The following is a 15,568-nucleotide window of genomic DNA, read 5'->3' as shown; positions in this document are numbered from 1 at the left end:
AACCCGAGAGAGTTAACATCCCGGTCCCCTCCGCTTCACCATCCGAAAAACGGATACATAAGGGAAATGCCGATCTGCTTAAGCTTTTGCAAAGGCTGAAAGCTAAACGTTGGATTTTTTTAAGGTAAAAAGCCAGTCTCCAAGGAGAACTGGTTTTTTTATTTTTTCAGAGTATCACTGCTGGTGGAAGTAGTGAATTTTCTTACGTCCAGACTTCTTAGCCATATACATGGAACGGTCCGCTTTTTTCAAAAGCGACTCCATTTCCGTACCATTATGAGGATAAAAACTTATCCCTATGCTAGCTGATACAACATGATCATTTCCATTTATGGTAATGGGCATGGTGGATAAACGGTTCAAGATGAATTCAGCGTTTTGCTGAGTGCTTTTCATTAAATCCTCACAATGCGCTGGATGTAATAATACAATGAATTCATCACCACCAATTCGAGCCACATGACTGCCTTCGGGAACGGTTTGCACAAAACATTCAGCTGCCTTTTTAATAACGTCATCACCAGTATCATGACCATAGGAATCATTGAAAAATTTAAAATCATCAAGATCGATGTAAAGAAGGGCCATTTCATCGTTTGTTTTATCTTTGTGATATTCAAAATAATGATAAATGAAGTTCCGATTATAAAGACCTGACAAAGGATCCCTGATAATCCCTTTTTCAAGATTGATGGTATGACTAATCAAAGCTGCCAAAGACTTAATGAGGATCAGATCATATTCTTTAAAATCATGAGGTTTAATGTCGAATGCACATAATGTTCCGATGATTTCACCCTCAATAGTAAGGGGAGCTCCCATAAAACACCCATTTCCTATAAACTTCGTTGCGGGGTGGCCACTAGTCAATTCATGTTCCCCCAAATTCGGGATAACAAGTGGTTCCAAGCCATTCTCAACAACTAATTTGCAATAAACCATATTATAAGGAAGGATGTCACCTTCACAAATTAATTTTGCATTTCTATTGAAGGATTTGATCATGAAACTATTTAACGGATTCAATATAGAAACGAAGAATGTATTGACCTCAATGGTTTGACCTAAAAGTGCTAATACTTCTTTAGCGATGGAATCGAAATTCTTATAATAGTTGATATCTTGCTGAATCATTCTCAGGCTCCTCATTTATTTATAGTCTTTTTAGATTTCCGGATATTAATTCTCATATTGAACGCCAAGGACACAAAATCGGAATCTCAATACCGTGACAGTTGTCCGAATTTCCACTAAACTCAATTAAGGGGATGGATTCGTTTTATGGATGAATCATGTTATCGAGAAAGTTTGAAAATTGACCTTTCCTTTATTTTCGGCTTTTTTTTAATATCATTAAATTTTTATTGCCTGTTTACAAAACAGCTAAACCTATGTCTGGATTTCCGGGATGGGCATAAACCATAAAGGCCAAGTCAATGATCAGTCTATTCTTCATGAATTATACTGTAAATGAAATGGTAAGAGTAACTCCGATGTACATTGCAAGTAAAGCATCTTGGCATTTCTTCACTTTCTCATGATAACAGAGCACTTGAATGTAAATAGATAAAACGAATGTACCCGCGCTCATTTTAAACAAAAATTTGGGGAGGATAAAAGGAAGTAATAAAGTACATATTGGATAATTCAAAAGGGGATCATTATGGGAAAATTAGAAAGTATATATCCTATTGCGATTGAGAATACAAAGGAAAAAATAATCCAGGATATGGATTTTTATTTAGAGAATCAAGAGACAATGCCTTCTTTTTCAGCATATATATCAGACAGGGCGACATTTATTGAGCAAATTTGGATAAATGTTTGGATAAATAAAGCATCAAATGATGTGCCCAGAAAGGAAAAAAAGGCGTTTTTAAGCGAAAGGGGCTTTGTAACGGAAGGTTCAGATCATAAGCTGATCAATAGCATGTTCCGGAACGAATTAAAGAAGTATCACCCGTTTGATGGCTTAACATGGATTTATAAAACCTTTGCTGACAATCAAGAAGAGTGGGAAAAGAGATATAAAAAAGCAAGGGAAAAATTCTTTAGGCGACAAGAAGAACAGAGGCTTGCCAAGCAGCGTTGGAAGATACGCGCTAGGCTTCAAGAAGAGGCCAATACATTTTTCGAAAAAAACTCCCTCCTATTATATTTACATGTCAGGTATTATATTGCCGGTATATTGACAAAAGATCTTAAGAATAAGCCTAAATTCCAATATGTCGATCCATACTTGCTTGAAGAACAATTGGTGGAAGAGGGGGGCTTTCAAGCTGCAGAATACCTAATGGTCACTGATTTTTTTGAAGAGCTGACAGGCGATATCCACTCGTTAGTCGGTTGGGGAAGGAACCGTTATGAATATGAAAATTACTTCTTCAGGTATGAAAGATTAGTTTCCGAATTCATAATGAAATTAGCCCCTGACAAATACTTGAACCATCTATCTGCTGCACTGCATCATGATTTTTTGGAGTCATATGGGGAAAGGCTGACGGTTGATGCCCTTCAAGGTATACTAAGCGATGAATTGGCCGATTTGTCTCAGTCCTGTTTTGATGAACTTCAGGAAGAATACCTTTCTGATTTACTGAAGCTTGAAGAAATTCCTTTTAATGAAACTTTGCACGAAGAAATATACGAAAAAGACGTGGAGAACAGGGAGAGAAGAAAAGCTGAAGTATTGGCAGAGCAAGCCAGGAAGCGGGCAGAAGAACAAAGGATGATCGATGATATCATCGGTAAGGCCTATACTCCGTCATTAGGGAAAAAAGTTCGATATGTTTTGCATATAGGAGAGACAAATACCGGGAAGACGCATAAGGCCCTGGAAAAAATGAAAGAAGCGGAAAGCGGTTTGTACCTAGCTCCCCTTAGACTGCTGGCACTTGAAGTGTTTGATAAATTAAATGCTGACGGTGTACCTTGCTCATTAAAAACAGGTGAAGAAGAAAAGGCAGTGGAGGGTGCTAAACATGTCTCCAGCACCGTTGAAATGTTTCATGAAAAAGACTACCACGAAGTAATCGTCATAGATGAAGCCCAAATGATTGCCGATAAAGATCGAGGCTTTTCATGGTTTAGGGCAATCACGCAAGCTAATGCGAAAGAAGTACACATAATCGGGAGCAATAATATCAAAATGATGCTTCTGAACCTTCTGAATGAAGCTGATTTGGAACTCCACGAATACAGACGGGAAATACCGCTTGAGGTAGAACAAAGGGAGTTTGGACTGAAGTATACGAAAAAAGGGGATGCGCTCATTTGTTTTTCGAGACGGCAGGTACTCGAAACCGCGTCCCGGCTAAAAGAGAGCGGACATAATGTCAGCATGATATACGGAAGCATGCCTCCTGAAAATAGGAAACGGCAAATAGAGCTATTCAATCGCGGTGAAACATCAGTTGTCGTTGCCACCGATGCAATCGGAATGGGATTGAACTTGCCAATACGCCGTATCGTCTTTCTTGAAAATGAAAAATTCGACGGGACACGAAGAAGAAGGTTGACTTCTCAAGAAATCAAACAAATCGCAGGTCGAGCGGGTAGAAAGGGAATTTATGACACTGGAAAGGTAGCATTTACAGCAGATATAAAAATCATGAATAAGTTGCTGGAACAAGTTGATGAGCCAGTTCAAACCTTCACAATCGCCCCAACCTCAGCTGTATTTGAACGTTTTCAGAAATATTATCGGAACCTAGGGACATTTTTCGAAATGTGGGAGAGGTTTGAGCCCCCTAAAGGCACGAAAAAGGCATCGCTTTCGGAAGAAAGGGAGCTTTACGAACTGATACGGGATACTGAAATCGAAGCGCGTTTTTCTTTAATGGATTTATATGGTTTCCTGCATATTCCTTTTTCAGCAAAAGAACCAAGTCTTATCAGGCAGTGGCTGGAGACGGTCGAAGCGATTGCCGAGAACAGTGACCTTCCTGAACCGGTCATCAAGACAAGGAATTTGGAGGAATTGGAGCTATCTTATAAAGCGATAGGTCTTCATCTATTATTTTTATATCGGATGGGTAAGCGGACCGAAGCTGTTTATTGGGAGCGTATCCGTGAAGAAATCAGTGATGGCGTTCATGATCAGTTAAAAGACGAAATGTTGAATTATCAAAAAAAATGCAAGCGCTGTGGAAAAAGGCTGCCGGATGACTCGCGTTTTCAAATATGTGACGCTTGTTATCATAGAGGGCTTAGGAAGACGCACAGATTCAATTAAACGAATTCTTTCGATAGTAATAACCCGAATAAAATGCACCTTGGTGCTTCATTCGGGTTATTAGTGGTTGTCTAAATCACTTAGTTGTTTGTTTCGATTTAGCAATGATTGCTGCTTGCTGCTTCATTCGTTTATCAGCTTTCTTATCATGCACCACTAAGATTGCATGAATTAAACCAGGGACATAAAAAAATAGTGTGAGTACCAAATTAAGCACAGCCTGAACGGGCTTACCGGCTAATAATACGGCTAATGGTGGGAAAATAATCGCAATTAAATAAAGAATGGTGAACACTCTCCAATATCATGATTTTTACTGACTATTACGGTTTGAGTCTTAGTATCGCCTTGATAAATATATGCTCGTGAGCCGGATACATACCAACTGAGCATTCTTGCTCAAAGAAGCAGTCTTTTGCCCCTCATAATGGCAGAAGAGGGCTAGATAAAGATTTGTTTTCCCGACAGCTAGTCAATGTACCGCCGCTTTTTGTGTTAGAATAATCAGAATACCAACGGATGAAAGCAGGAGATTTATGAAAAAAAGGATAGGCTGTTTGCATGCACACTATACAAATATAAAATACATAGAAAATGCATTCTCGAAATACGATATTGAATGGCTTCATTTTGTAGATCCGGGATTGATGCATCGGGTGTCATCGGATGAAACTTTTAACAATTCGGATGCTCAAAAAAGGGTAAAAGAACAAGTCGAATGGATGGCCGAATGTAAAGTGGATGCCATTCTGATAACCTGTACAAACTACATCGCCTTTTTAAACGAAGAACAACCATCCTTACCCAAGCCGATCATTAAAATCGATGAACCATATTTTGAGCAAATTTGCCAATCGCAGCAACCGCAAATGATTTTATTCACGAACCCAGCAACTGTAGAAGGAACAATCAACCGCTTAAATGCCCATGCTGAAAAACATAGAGCTGTGGATTTTGATGTTATCATTATCGATAATGCCTTTGAATTGATTATGCAGGGGTTTGAAGAGAAATATAACCAGGAAATCATGAACTTCCTATACCAGTTTAATAACGAAGAAAGACCGCTGTCGGTGGCTCAACTATCAATGGTCGAAGCAGCTATGAGTTATGAGCTTGAGACAGGAAAGACAGTTTTAAATCCATTGCAAGCATTAGTGGATTACATGATCGATCGACTGGAACTAAGGTCATTGAGTGTTGAATAAAGGATTTCTGGTGCCGCATGAACGTATATTCAAAAATATGTGTTTGTATATTAGGAAAGAAAAAATCCCTGCAGGTTAAATCCCAATGCAGGGATTTTTTTATTATTCCTTTGTGCGGATTTGTTCACGGATGTTTTCAAGTTCTTCAAGGGATAGATCAGTCAGGGAATTTTTTATTTCTTCTTCGACCCGTTTTCGATCAAGCTCTCTATATTCGCTCCACCAATCCCGCAGCCCTTCGGTGTTCTCGAGAAGATACTCTATATCAATTTCTTCTTGCTCATCATCAGATAAATATCGCATGACCGCACCTAATAATCGATTGAGTTTAGCTGTTTCACTTTCCGTAGCGGGTGAATCCGGGGTATCTTTCACTTCTACATCATCTTTAGCAGGAACATTCCGAGGTGTCATAATATCCTCCTGTTTTTAATACTAGTGTGCCTAAAAGAAGGGGTTTCAATATCTGTTTTTGATATTTAAAAATTTCATCTTTTAGAATATTTATTGTCATTAAAAATTTTAACATATACCTCGCTAGAATATACATAATTTATCATCATCCTTTAATAGGTTTAATAAAATAATGGGTAGGTAAGAGGGGTGCATAATAAAAGGAATAGCTTATGCTATTCCATACATCAAGCGGCTAATTTTCTGCATTCATCTGCGCATCTCAAGCATGCCTCCGCACATTTTTGACAATGTTCATGATCGTGCTTTTTACATTCGTTTCCGCAGCTTTCACAAATCTTGGCACAAACTTCAGCCAACTCTGAAATAAACGCTGTTCCTCTTGCTATCGCCTGTTCTAAATAAGAGCAAATATCCGCACATTCCCGATCCAAGCGAATGCATTCCACCATCATGCTTACATGATCTTCTTTTAAGCAGGCGTCGTAGCAATGATTACACGCGTTCATACAATCATTTAAAGTTTGGATAACAGATGAATAATTATCTTTTGACATGGATAAATCTCCTCCTAAATATGGTCTCTCCCTTACTATTATCCTTTAAACTGCCCATTAAACTTCTAGGAAAAAGGTTCATTAAAACTGACCGGACAAGTGATGTACTTTAGGGAATGATTGGAAGGGACAGTGCATAAATTTAAATGAAGGGAGTGGATATATGAAAATGTTTATTAAATTAAGTGTTGCCAGTGTCTCCGGAGCCGTCGTGTATTTGATATATAATGTCAACCAAACGCTGCGTAAAGGAATGGGAACGCTTGAAGAAACAAATAAGACACTGGAAGAGGTAAGGAATGCAGTACATGGATTGACGCAAGAGTCCAAACAATTGATCCACTCTGCCAATCAAATTACAGCGGATGTAAAAGGGAAGATGGAAAATGTCGATCCATTGCTAGAATCCGCTCAAGATGTTGGGGAAATGATTCATAATGTAACCAATTCCATGAAGGAAGCCAGTTTGGAAGGCCGCCACAAGGAATTATCCGCTCCGACAGCTCCTTTGATTCGAACTGAAGCTGAAGGGGTTCAAATCAAAATCAAATAGTACCATTCAACATTAGAAACAGGCACCCCGGGATTCACTAACCTATTTGAAGTAATCGTTTCTACTATTTAATTTAGAGGGGGAGCTTTATCTTGATAATTCAATATAGTGTGGCTGCGATCGCTTTAGCCTTCATTTGGTTGGTCGTATTTTTAATCAGTACCCTTCAAAAGGGAATGGTCACGATAGGAGAAGCCAATCGAACATTGGTTGAAGTGAGAAATGCCATCCACGATCTATCCGGCGAATCGAAACAACTTTTGCAAACTGCAAATGAAATCACCGATGATGTAAAAGCTAAAATGAAAACGGTTGAACCATTATTGGATTCTGCCCAAGATGTTGGTGAAGCGATACATTCAGTTACAGACTCTGTTAAAAAAGCCACTAACGGTTTCCGTACAGAGTTTTCCCCGAAAAAAATCAATGCAATCAAACCCAAAAGCCAATTTAGATAAAAAGAAAATATTAAAAAAGCGAAAGACACTACCGGGAATTGGAGTGTCTTTTTTGATGGTATGTATATAAGCCGTACTTCTTAAGCTTCATATGGATATCGCGCGTGGTTTATATCTATAACACCCATTTATCTCATACAGATCTCTTAACACCCTGTATGAGAATATGGAACGATCATAAAATTTTTTATGGGTTTTAGGACAAGCACTTATTTATCTGTCTTGTCACCAGCAGCATGACCGGATGCTTTTGAGTCATTGGAATGTTTGACGCCTTTACTTACATATGGTTTGGCGCTTTTTTTCTTATTGGCACTTGTTTTCCAACGATTCCAGCCCTTCTTGCCAGTTCCTGTGCCGGTACCTTTACCCGTTCCGCTCTTAGCCTTAGCTTTACTCATGAAATCACTCCATTACCTATTGTATGGTTAGTTTAAACCATTTTACTTGATTATTACCCAAGTATGTTGAAATATACAGTAATGAAGGAGATATGTACAGGGAAAGGCTCAATTTTTTTTATACTGAATCTTTATATACCAATAACAGCAAGAGATTTTGCTTTGGTTTTTGCCTCACTTTATCGATATCGATCTTGATTTCGTCAGTAAGATGCTAATGCCGATTTTTTTGCAAATGGTCAAGTAGTGCATGAAAGTTAATAATACAGCACCTGTATTCATTCCTAATATGATTCCTCCCATATTAAGAGAAGCCTGGGACCCTAGGATATACATCATTAAAAACGCAACAATATGGGACCATACGGTATGGATGAATGCATCCTTCACTAAACCAAGGCCGATGAGATAGGCTTGCATGGGAATCACAAAAAAATGAAAAAGGAAATAAGGACATAATAATTTTAAATAGTATGCGGCAGATGTCGAAGAAAAAAAGAGGGAGGTCAAAGGTTCCGCAAAGAAATATATGAAGATCACAGCCGGAACTCCATACAGTACGGTGAAAGACATCGATTTTTGCAATAAAACCCTCAATTTTTCCTTATCCTGCCTCTTGTAAGCATTCGAAACATTCGGAATGAGCATGATCATTAAGGAATGAGCGATAAAGGCTGGGAAGAAGCCGATCGTCATCGCTACTCCAGTGAGCATCCCAAAATGCTCTGTAGCCACTACCGCACCAAATCCTGCCGAGAGAAGGGCAGTGTGGATCAAAAAAGGTTGGATCGCATTTGTTATCGCATGAAAGATCCTCAACCCCATGGTGGGCAGCGAAACCGCCAATAACTTTTGCCGGGCATGTTTACCGGTTGTTCGCGAGTTTGTACCGCGCCTCATGATTCGCATTTGAAGAATCAAAAGGTTGATCAAGTATAGAAAAACGAGGAACTCACTGCCAATCAAAACAAAAAAGGCCATCAACAATGACTTTTCCTGGTTAAAATGAAATAAATTAAAGATGAGGAAAAGCAAGCCGAATTGAATGATATCCTTTAAAAAGTTGGAAAAGGCAATTTTGCCCATTTGCTGGACACCCATGAAATAGCCTCTTGCAATCGACGAAAAGGCAACTATTGGGATCAAAGTGATGAGCAGCCATTTAATATAGGGATGGTATTTGTCCATTATGGATGAAAAGGAAAGTATGAAAGGCATGACTACACACATGACCAATACGACGACTGCAGCCATTTTAAGTGCATGAATGATAAGATTATAATGCATTGCCTGTTTATTTTCCGCAACGAATTTTGAAATGGAAATATGTAATTCGAGGCTAGCGATCACATATATCAAAAAGAAAATTGGCAATATGGACATATAAAGCCCCATGCCCTCTTCGTGTAATTCCCTGGCTAGGAGCATGTTCACTAAAAATTCGATACATTCACCAAAAAACGCTGCGACAATCAAAATGAGCGTTCCTTTATAAAAAGACTTCATGTTGGTCCACTCCTAACAAGGTGTTTGTATAAAGATATGAGACATGCCATGGAATATTCATGAGGAACTGCATATCCCGGCGATACAAAATGCGGTTATGCCTAGGGCAATCCTTATTAATCGCTGTTGAAAGATAAAAAATTAAATCAGGGTAAAGGTGGGAAATGGGATGAAATCGATTTGTTGCACTCATTTCTAATGGGAAAATACTTACCCATACAATTTTCATCAAAAATTCCTTTTCAAAAGTGTCAGATGTATCATGAACATGAGAATGGGACATGAAATTCGCTTTGAAATTCTTGCTATATTTTGCTATCCTTTAGCAGAGGGGATGATCAATATGAAATTCACATCTATTAGTCAATCAAATATAGATGAATTGTGCATTGCGTTTGAAAGTTGTCTTACGAAACATGACATTACATTTAAATATGTAGATATGACGGAAGAGAACGGAATCATATCGTTTATTTTTTGTGATGACCCGGAAAATGCGAGATCGGTCGACATGGAAAGTGAACGCTTCATTGGATTGGATACCGATTACATAGCCAAGGAAATTTTAGAGCCAATCCTGCCTAAATTAAAGGAGTTTGCACAATATAAAATCATCGATTAAGATGATTTTTTTGTTTTGATATTTGTTTTTATTGCCTGGATGGAGCTGGAAATTTAACTTCCTATTATATGCGTAATATTAAAGACAGGGTATAGTTTGGAAAACTAAAAAAGCTGGAAGGAAAACGGAAGAGTTCTTACTGCGGTATACACTGGGCTAGCTATTCAGGAAATGGTGATTAAATAAAAGAAATACCCTGGGTGTAATAACATCCAGGGTATTTCTTCTTTGAAAAGCCATCAAGAGGTAAAGATCGCTTTTCACCATTTACTCTACTCCGCGGAATTCTGGATCAAATGACCATTTTTTTACCGGCATTTAATTCAACTTCCTGCTTGGGAGTTTCAATTTTCTTGATTTTCTTCACTCTAAAGTGATAAACCGCATAACATCCAATGAAGAATGCTCCCCCGCAATAAAGGGCCATTCGCTGCTCAGGAACAAATGCTAAACTGATCATGACGATGCAGTTTGTTATTAATGCAAGTATGGGGATGAATGGGTATAGCGGAACTTTAAATTTCAGATCTTCTATCTTTCCGCCTTGGCGGGTATAGGATCTTCTAAATGCAAGAAGACTAGCCGAAATGGCAATCCAGCCAATTTGTGCACCTAAACCTGCAAGGGAGAGAAGAAAGACAAATATTGTGTCTGCAGCTACTACACTTGAAAGTAAAGACAAACCGGCAATCGCCAGGGTGATGAGCAGGGCATTGAGCGGAATCCCTCTCTTATTCACCAAACCGAGCTTCGGACTTGCCATCCCTTCCCTTGAAAGCGAGTAGAGCATACGTGTCGCAGCATAAAGTCCCGAGTTCGCCACTGACAATAGTGCTGTAAGAATGATGAAGTTCATGATGTCAGCTGCATACGGAACTCCGACACTATCAAGAACAACAACGAATGGACTTTCTGAGATACCGGCTTTTTCCCTTGGGATCAGCGCCGAAAGTACAGTGACAGAAAGAACAAAGAAGAAAAGGGTTCTCCAAACGGTTTGTTTGATGGATTTTGGTATGACCTTTTCCGGGTTTTCACTTTCTCCAGCGGCTATTCCGATTAATTCAGTGCCCTGGAAGGAAAAGTTCACTGTAATCATTGTGATTAGCAGGGCCGATATCCCATTGGGGAAAAGACCCTCAGCGAAAAAGTTTGAGAAAAATGGAGCTTCTTGTCCACCTTTCATATCAATCATACCAAACATAGCAGCACCGCCAACGATGATGAAAAGAATGATGGCCAATACTTTTATGCTGGAAAAAACAAACTCCGATTCGCCAAATGCCTTTGCTGATAAGGCGTTTAGTGAAAAGATGAGAAAAGCAAAGATTGCACACCACATCCAAACGGGTGATTCAGGAAACCATCTTTGCATTAGCTGTCCTGCTGCCAGAAACTCTAAGGCTACGGTAACGGCCCAACCTAACCAGTATAGCCATCCGATGGCAAATCCGGTTCCAGGACCGATGAACTTAGTCGCATATGTCTGAAACGAACCGGAAACAGGCATGGCAACGGATAGTTCACCTAGGCAAAGCATGGTTAAATACATGATGAAGCCGCCGACTATGTAAGAGAGGATAGCACCAAAGGCTCCTGCTTCATGAATGGTATAGCCTGAACCAATGAAAAAGCCCGTACCAATACATCCCCCTATTGAAATCATAAATAAATGTCTTGCTTTCATGCTCCGTTTTAATTCATTTGGTTGATTTTCTGCTGTTTTCATTGAAAAACTCCTTTACCTGATGGGTGCAAACGGTTTCATTTATGTTGGGACGTTATTCGGGAATTTGTGTTTTTACAAGTCTAATAGCTTTGATTCTGATTCTTAGATGATGTCGAATTCCCTCCGAAAAGAGATTACTTCTGCATTAAAGAAGCATGAGTCAATGAACATAGGTACCTATGCAGAATTAATTTCGAATGCGCCGCTTAATAAAGAAAGAAAGAGAAGCAAAGCGTCAGGAAACTAGGGATGTAAATTGATTCATGTCGATCATCCGCCAACGGGAAGAAGCTCATAAAAGAAGTATGGGCTTTTCCCGATGGAGCATCACTTTAACGAACTCTCTATATTTCTATCAAAATCATAGAGTCCGATTATTTAACATGAGCCAATAAATCAGGAGTGATATGATCTTCCGCTCCATATAGTAATTTTTCCCCAAGCAATGAGCCCATTAATGCGACAGCAACTTCAGCCGTTTTATTATGCTCGTCCAATATTGGGTTTATCTCAACAAACTCTGCTGATGTAATGATATTAGCTTCAGCTAGCATCTCCATGGCAAGATGGCTTTCGCGGTAACTAATGCCTCCCATTACAGGCGTTCCGACCCCTGGTGCATCATCTGGATCAAGACCATCAAGATCAAGTGATAAATGGACAAGGTCCGTACGTTCTTTCAGGTAGGCAATCGATTCTTCCATCACTTTTGTCATACCCATTCTATCAATCTCATGCATCGTATAGACTTTAATTCCTTTTTCCCTGATTAATTCTTTTTCACCTTGGTCTAAAGAACGGGCACCAATGATGACAATGTTCTCTGGTTTGACTTTTGGAGAATATCCGCCAATTTTAGTCAGTGCAGGGTGGCCAAGACCCAAACTTACTGCTAGGGACATACCATGTATGTTTCCTGATGGGGATGTTTCGGCAGTATTTAAATCTCCATGTGCATCATACCATATTACCCCTAAGTTTTCAGTATGCTTCGCTAGACCGGCTAATGTCCCGATAGCAATGCTGTGATCTCCACCTAAAACTAAAGGAAAACGATTTGCTTGGATGACTTCATCCACTTTTTGACTCAATTTTTCATTACCTTCTGCTACGTCCTGCAGATTCTTTAAATTTGTGTCGCTATCACTTTGTGCTCTTTCCTGTATTTCTACTTTAATATCACCTTCATCACGGACAGTATAGCCAATGTTTTCAAGTCTTTCACTCAACCCTGCATATCTAATGGCACTAGGCCCCATATCTACTCCTCTTCTAGTTTGACCAAGATCCATTGGCACACCAATAATTGAAATTTGCTTCTTCATATGTAATTCCTCCTTCGATTTTTCTTCCCTAGTATAAGGGTAAAAGGAGTGATGACTCAACTCGACATTTTTTTGAATATTTATACGATTGAGAAAAGGGTAAAAGTCCTGGGTTAAAATTCCTATTATTGATTTTTTATGAACATAATATATTACCTTAAGGGGTATTAGTGACAATGGATGATTCCTTGTAAAAACTGCAATTGTTGTGATTTTTATTCCAGGAATGGAAGTGGTAGCGCTGCCAATCAAAATCTTTCGCCAAGGATGATTCAGAAGATACTGAATATAATTTACTAGATACATTTATTCAGGAAATGGGGCCGTAACACCTATAATGTATGGAAGGATTTTTCATTTTTATATGGAATATATAAAAAAAAACTAAAAATATTTCGTTGCATTTACAATATCACGACTTTTTTCATCTAAACACACTGAGTACTTTGTATTTAGACGCAGTTTGAACTAGGAGGTATTCATGTTGAATAGCAATGATAGACAGAGTGGAAAAATGGAAACGAACCAAAAAAATGAGAGCCTTAAGTATTTATCTAACCGCTGGTCAAGCAAGATTAATAATTTTTTGGTTCTCTGCATATATGAACAAAACAATCAATATCATGATTTCAAAAATAAATTCAAAACACACAAATTAAAAAATTCGAAGGGATTTTTAACCTTTAAAGATGGATTGAACAATAAAAGTTTCGTCATTTGGGAACAAGCATATAAAGAAAATGAAGAGCTATTTGCCAAGCTGAGGCTAACGGCGAGAAACGAAACATTGTCACATATTGCCCAACATGTCGTATTCTATCTATTAAGTGAATATGAAAGGGTTTCCACAAAAAATCATGCTGTTTTAAAAGATAAACATTTAATGGAAGATTCAATCTACCAAATGGAAAATAAATTAAAAAATGAAACTTTTTTGGCTGAGAGATCGGTTTGGGAGGAATTTTACAGCTGGTTTAGACTGCTAGTAAAAGAATGGGTCCTTGAAGAAATAGCCTTATCAATAGGCGTTAATGAAATGGAAAGACTTGATGATCAAGCATTAAATAAGTTATTTTACGATCATCTCACAAAACATTTTACTGAAAACACTGGATTTTTATCGAAAGTAACAGATATTGTTAATCAATATATTAATGAGTGGATCGATAAAATCATGATTGAATTTAATATCGGAAACAATACGATCGAAAAGATAGAAAACCTGCTATGTTTTAAGAGGGATTTTCAAACATCAGATTTATTATTATCCACAATGAGGGATTTTGCTTTCAACTTTACCGTCCAAGATCATTTGCTTGTTATGAATAGTGCTCCATATCAGTCGGTTAGAGATGCAATTTATAAAAAAAAATTCGAAATCATTGGAAACATTCCTTGGCCTGCAACCCCAATATTAAAGGGGAATACAGAAGGCTCCATACAAATAATCCCTTTTGGTAACGATCATATAACCTATGGGCAGACGAATGTGAAAGAAGCTTGGAACCGAGTCCACTCTTTATCTGATGTGGATGTAGATGTTTTTGATGCTCTTTGCAGCCTTTTCCTGTCAAAGGCTGCTCATAATGAGGAAACAGTGGAAATTTATTTAAATGACCTCCTTTCAATTCGAGGATTAAAGCCAAAACTTGGCGGGTTTGGGCGTCGGGGTGGTTACGAGGCCAAACAGCGTGCTCAAATTTTGAAATCGCTTACAAATATACAAAGCATATGGATTAACATTAACAAAGCCACCATCTATGAAAAAGGTAAGCCTGTTCAGACAAAGCTACAAGGGAGGACGTTTATCTTTAAAGATCGTAATGGAGTGGAATATGATATATCAGAAGAAGCATCCAGGAAAAAAATAACGTTCACGATCGACAAGGTTTTCGCCAAATATCTTAATGGTTCTGCTAGACAAGTTGCTTTACTTTCAATAAAAGCACTTCAATATAATCCGTATAGGCAACTTCGGGAAAAACGGCTTACAAGATATTTAAGCTGGCGTTGGAGGACCCAAGCAAGAAAAGGAGACTTTTTACAGCCGAATAAAACGAGTACCCTATTGGAATCGATCGGTGAAAAATTAAATGACCGAACACCATCCCGTACTAGGGAACGTTTCGAGAAAGCTTTGGATGTTCTGCGAGAAGATGGCGTAATTGCATCATGGCATTATGAAAAGTGGGATGAATCCATAGCCGATTATAAAGGGTGGGCCAGTATTTGGCTGAATTCAATGATATTGATAGAACCGCCTGATATCATAAAGGAGCAATATCGCTCCATTGAAAAAAAACAAAAATCTCACACTGGCAATCGTCTTGCAAAACAAGAATCGGCTAACCTGAAGAGCAGCAATCATATTGGTGAGCAAATAAGAATCACAAGAAAAAGACTCAACCTCTCCTTATATCAATTAGCAGAAGAGCTGGAGATATCGGCCCCATATGTCAGTAACATTGAAAGAGGGATGAAAATTCCATCCTCTAAAATTCAAACGAAATTGAAGAAATGGCTGGAAAAACAGGAGCATATTAATTGATCATGAACAAATT

General features: G+C 38.5%; 14 protein-coding genes. 6 read left to right on the top strand and 8 right to left on the bottom strand.

Going from position 1 to position 15,568, the window contains the following annotated elements; all coding sequences use genetic code 11:
* Positions 1-174: 174 nt before the first annotated feature.
* Positions 175-1,134 (bottom strand): sensor domain-containing diguanylate cyclase, encoded by a 960-nt coding sequence (locus MPH60_RS10410; protein WP_241588635.1) that lies wholly within the window; start codon positions 1,132-1,134, stop codon positions 175-177.
* Positions 1,135-1,663: 529 nt separating this feature from the next.
* Here MPH60_RS10410 and MPH60_RS10405 point away from each other — a divergent pair.
* Entirely contained in the window at positions 1,664-4,234 is a 2,571-nt protein-coding gene (locus MPH60_RS10405) for a helicase-related protein (protein WP_241588634.1), read from the top strand.
* A 76-nt stretch (positions 4,235-4,310) separates the two neighbouring features.
* On the opposite strand, the gene MPH60_RS10400 is transcribed toward MPH60_RS10405, so the two are convergent.
* Positions 4,311-4,520 (bottom strand): YqaE/Pmp3 family membrane protein, encoded by a 210-nt coding sequence (locus MPH60_RS10400; protein ID WP_241589024.1) that lies wholly within the window; start codon positions 4,518-4,520, stop codon positions 4,311-4,313.
* A 250-nt stretch (positions 4,521-4,770) separates the two neighbouring features.
* On the opposite strand from MPH60_RS10400, the gene MPH60_RS10395 reads away from it, so the two are divergent.
* Positions 4,771-5,442, top strand: coding sequence for a hypothetical protein (locus tag MPH60_RS10395; protein ID WP_241588633.1), 672 nt, complete (start codon positions 4,771-4,773; stop codon positions 5,440-5,442).
* A gap of 102 nt (positions 5,443-5,544) precedes the next feature.
* Here MPH60_RS10395 and MPH60_RS10390 read toward each other — a convergent pair whose 3' ends face one another.
* Together MPH60_RS10390 and MPH60_RS10385 are read right to left on the bottom strand one after the other, a co-directional pair.
* Positions 5,545-5,856: a hypothetical protein gene (locus MPH60_RS10390; protein WP_241588632.1), complete on the bottom strand. Its 312-nt coding sequence runs from the start codon at positions 5,854-5,856 to the stop codon at positions 5,545-5,547.
* Positions 5,857-6,083: 227 nt separating this feature from the next.
* Positions 6,084-6,413: a four-helix bundle copper-binding protein gene (locus MPH60_RS10385; RefSeq protein WP_241588631.1), complete on the bottom strand. Its 330-nt coding sequence runs from the start codon at positions 6,411-6,413 to the stop codon at positions 6,084-6,086.
* Between the two features lie 163 nt (positions 6,414-6,576).
* Between MPH60_RS10385 and MPH60_RS10380 the strand changes: the two genes are divergently transcribed.
* Positions 6,577-6,966 carry a DUF948 domain-containing protein gene (locus MPH60_RS10380; RefSeq protein WP_137024467.1) on the top strand — a complete coding sequence of 130 codons (390 nt, stop codon included), beginning with the start codon at positions 6,577-6,579 and terminating at the stop codon, positions 6,964-6,966.
* 92 nt (positions 6,967-7,058) lie between these two features.
* Positions 7,059-7,424 (top strand): DUF948 domain-containing protein, encoded by a 366-nt coding sequence (locus tag MPH60_RS10375; protein ID WP_241588630.1) that lies wholly within the window; start codon positions 7,059-7,061, stop codon positions 7,422-7,424.
* 209 nt (positions 7,425-7,633) lie between these two features.
* Here MPH60_RS10375 and MPH60_RS10370 read toward each other — a convergent pair whose 3' ends face one another.
* Together MPH60_RS10370 and MPH60_RS10365 are read right to left on the bottom strand one after the other, a co-directional pair.
* The gene (locus MPH60_RS10370) at positions 7,634-7,825 is read right to left on the bottom strand and encodes a DUF3934 family protein (RefSeq protein ID WP_137016732.1); all 192 of its coding nucleotides are present in this window, start codon (positions 7,823-7,825) and stop codon (positions 7,634-7,636) included.
* A gap of 174 nt (positions 7,826-7,999) precedes the next feature.
* The gene (locus tag MPH60_RS10365) at positions 8,000-9,331 is read right to left on the bottom strand and encodes an oligosaccharide flippase family protein (protein ID WP_053534965.1); all 1,332 of its coding nucleotides are present in this window, start codon (positions 9,329-9,331) and stop codon (positions 8,000-8,002) included.
* Between the two features lie 343 nt (positions 9,332-9,674).
* Here MPH60_RS10365 and MPH60_RS10360 point away from each other — a divergent pair, with 343 nt between their 5' ends.
* Entirely contained in the window at positions 9,675-9,953 is a 279-nt protein-coding gene (locus tag MPH60_RS10360) for a hypothetical protein (RefSeq protein ID WP_157830982.1), read from the top strand.
* Positions 9,954-10,245: 292 nt separating this feature from the next.
* Here MPH60_RS10360 and MPH60_RS10355 read toward each other — a convergent pair whose 3' ends face one another.
* Positions 10,246-11,682, bottom strand: a complete 1,437-nt coding sequence (locus MPH60_RS10355) for an amino acid permease (RefSeq protein ID WP_241588629.1) — start codon at positions 11,680-11,682, stop codon at positions 10,246-10,248.
* Between the two features lie 374 nt (positions 11,683-12,056).
* Entirely contained in the window at positions 12,057-13,007 is a 951-nt protein-coding gene (gene rocF / locus MPH60_RS10350; protein ID WP_241588628.1) for an arginase, read from the bottom strand.
* Positions 13,008-13,488: 481 nt separating this feature from the next.
* Here rocF and MPH60_RS10345 point away from each other — a divergent pair, with 481 nt between their 5' ends.
* On the top strand, positions 13,489-15,555 hold the full coding sequence (locus tag MPH60_RS10345; RefSeq protein ID WP_241615824.1) for a helix-turn-helix domain-containing protein: 2,067 nt from the start codon (positions 13,489-13,491) through the stop codon (positions 15,553-15,555).
* Positions 15,556-15,568: the final 13 nt, after the last annotated feature.

Source organism: Peribacillus sp. Aquil_B1, assembly GCF_022603275.1.
Lineage (GTDB): Bacteria > Bacillota > Bacilli > Bacillales > DSM-1321 > Peribacillus.
Note: the sequence above shows the minus strand (reverse complement) of the source record. Positions and strands in the feature narration are given on the sequence as shown.

Bases quoted from the DNA above. Each gene is read 5' to 3' on its own strand.
- MPH60_RS10410 (WP_241588635.1), bottom strand. From the start codon at position 1,134: ATGATTCAGCAAGATATCAACTATTATAAGAATTTCGATTCCATCGCT.
- MPH60_RS10405 (WP_241588634.1), top strand. From the start codon at position 1,664: ATGGGAAAATTAGAAAGTATATATCCTATTGCGATTGAGAATACAAAG.
- MPH60_RS10395 (WP_241588633.1), top strand. From the start codon at position 4,771: ATGAAAAAAAGGATAGGCTGTTTGCATGCACACTATACAAATATAAAA.
- MPH60_RS10390 (WP_241588632.1), bottom strand. From the start codon at position 5,856: ATGACACCTCGGAATGTTCCTGCTAAAGATGATGTAGAAGTGAAAGAT.
- MPH60_RS10385 (WP_241588631.1), bottom strand. From the start codon at position 6,413: ATGTCAAAAGATAATTATTCATCTGTTATCCAAACTTTAAATGATTGT.
- MPH60_RS10380 (WP_137024467.1), top strand. From the start codon at position 6,577: ATGAAAATGTTTATTAAATTAAGTGTTGCCAGTGTCTCCGGAGCCGTC.
- MPH60_RS10370 (WP_137016732.1), bottom strand. From the start codon at position 7,825: ATGAGTAAAGCTAAGGCTAAGAGCGGAACGGGTAAAGGTACCGGCACA.
- MPH60_RS10365 (WP_053534965.1), bottom strand. From the start codon at position 9,331: ATGAAGTCTTTTTATAAAGGAACGCTCATTTTGATTGTCGCAGCGTTT.
- MPH60_RS10360 (WP_157830982.1), top strand. From the start codon at position 9,675: ATGAAATTCACATCTATTAGTCAATCAAATATAGATGAATTGTGCATT.
- MPH60_RS10355 (WP_241588629.1), bottom strand. From the start codon at position 11,682: ATGAAAACAGCAGAAAATCAACCAAATGAATTAAAACGGAGCATGAAA.
- rocF (WP_241588628.1), bottom strand. From the start codon at position 13,007: ATGAAGAAGCAAATTTCAATTATTGGTGTGCCAATGGATCTTGGTCAA.
- MPH60_RS10345 (WP_241615824.1), top strand. From the start codon at position 13,489: ATGTTGAATAGCAATGATAGACAGAGTGGAAAAATGGAAACGAACCAA.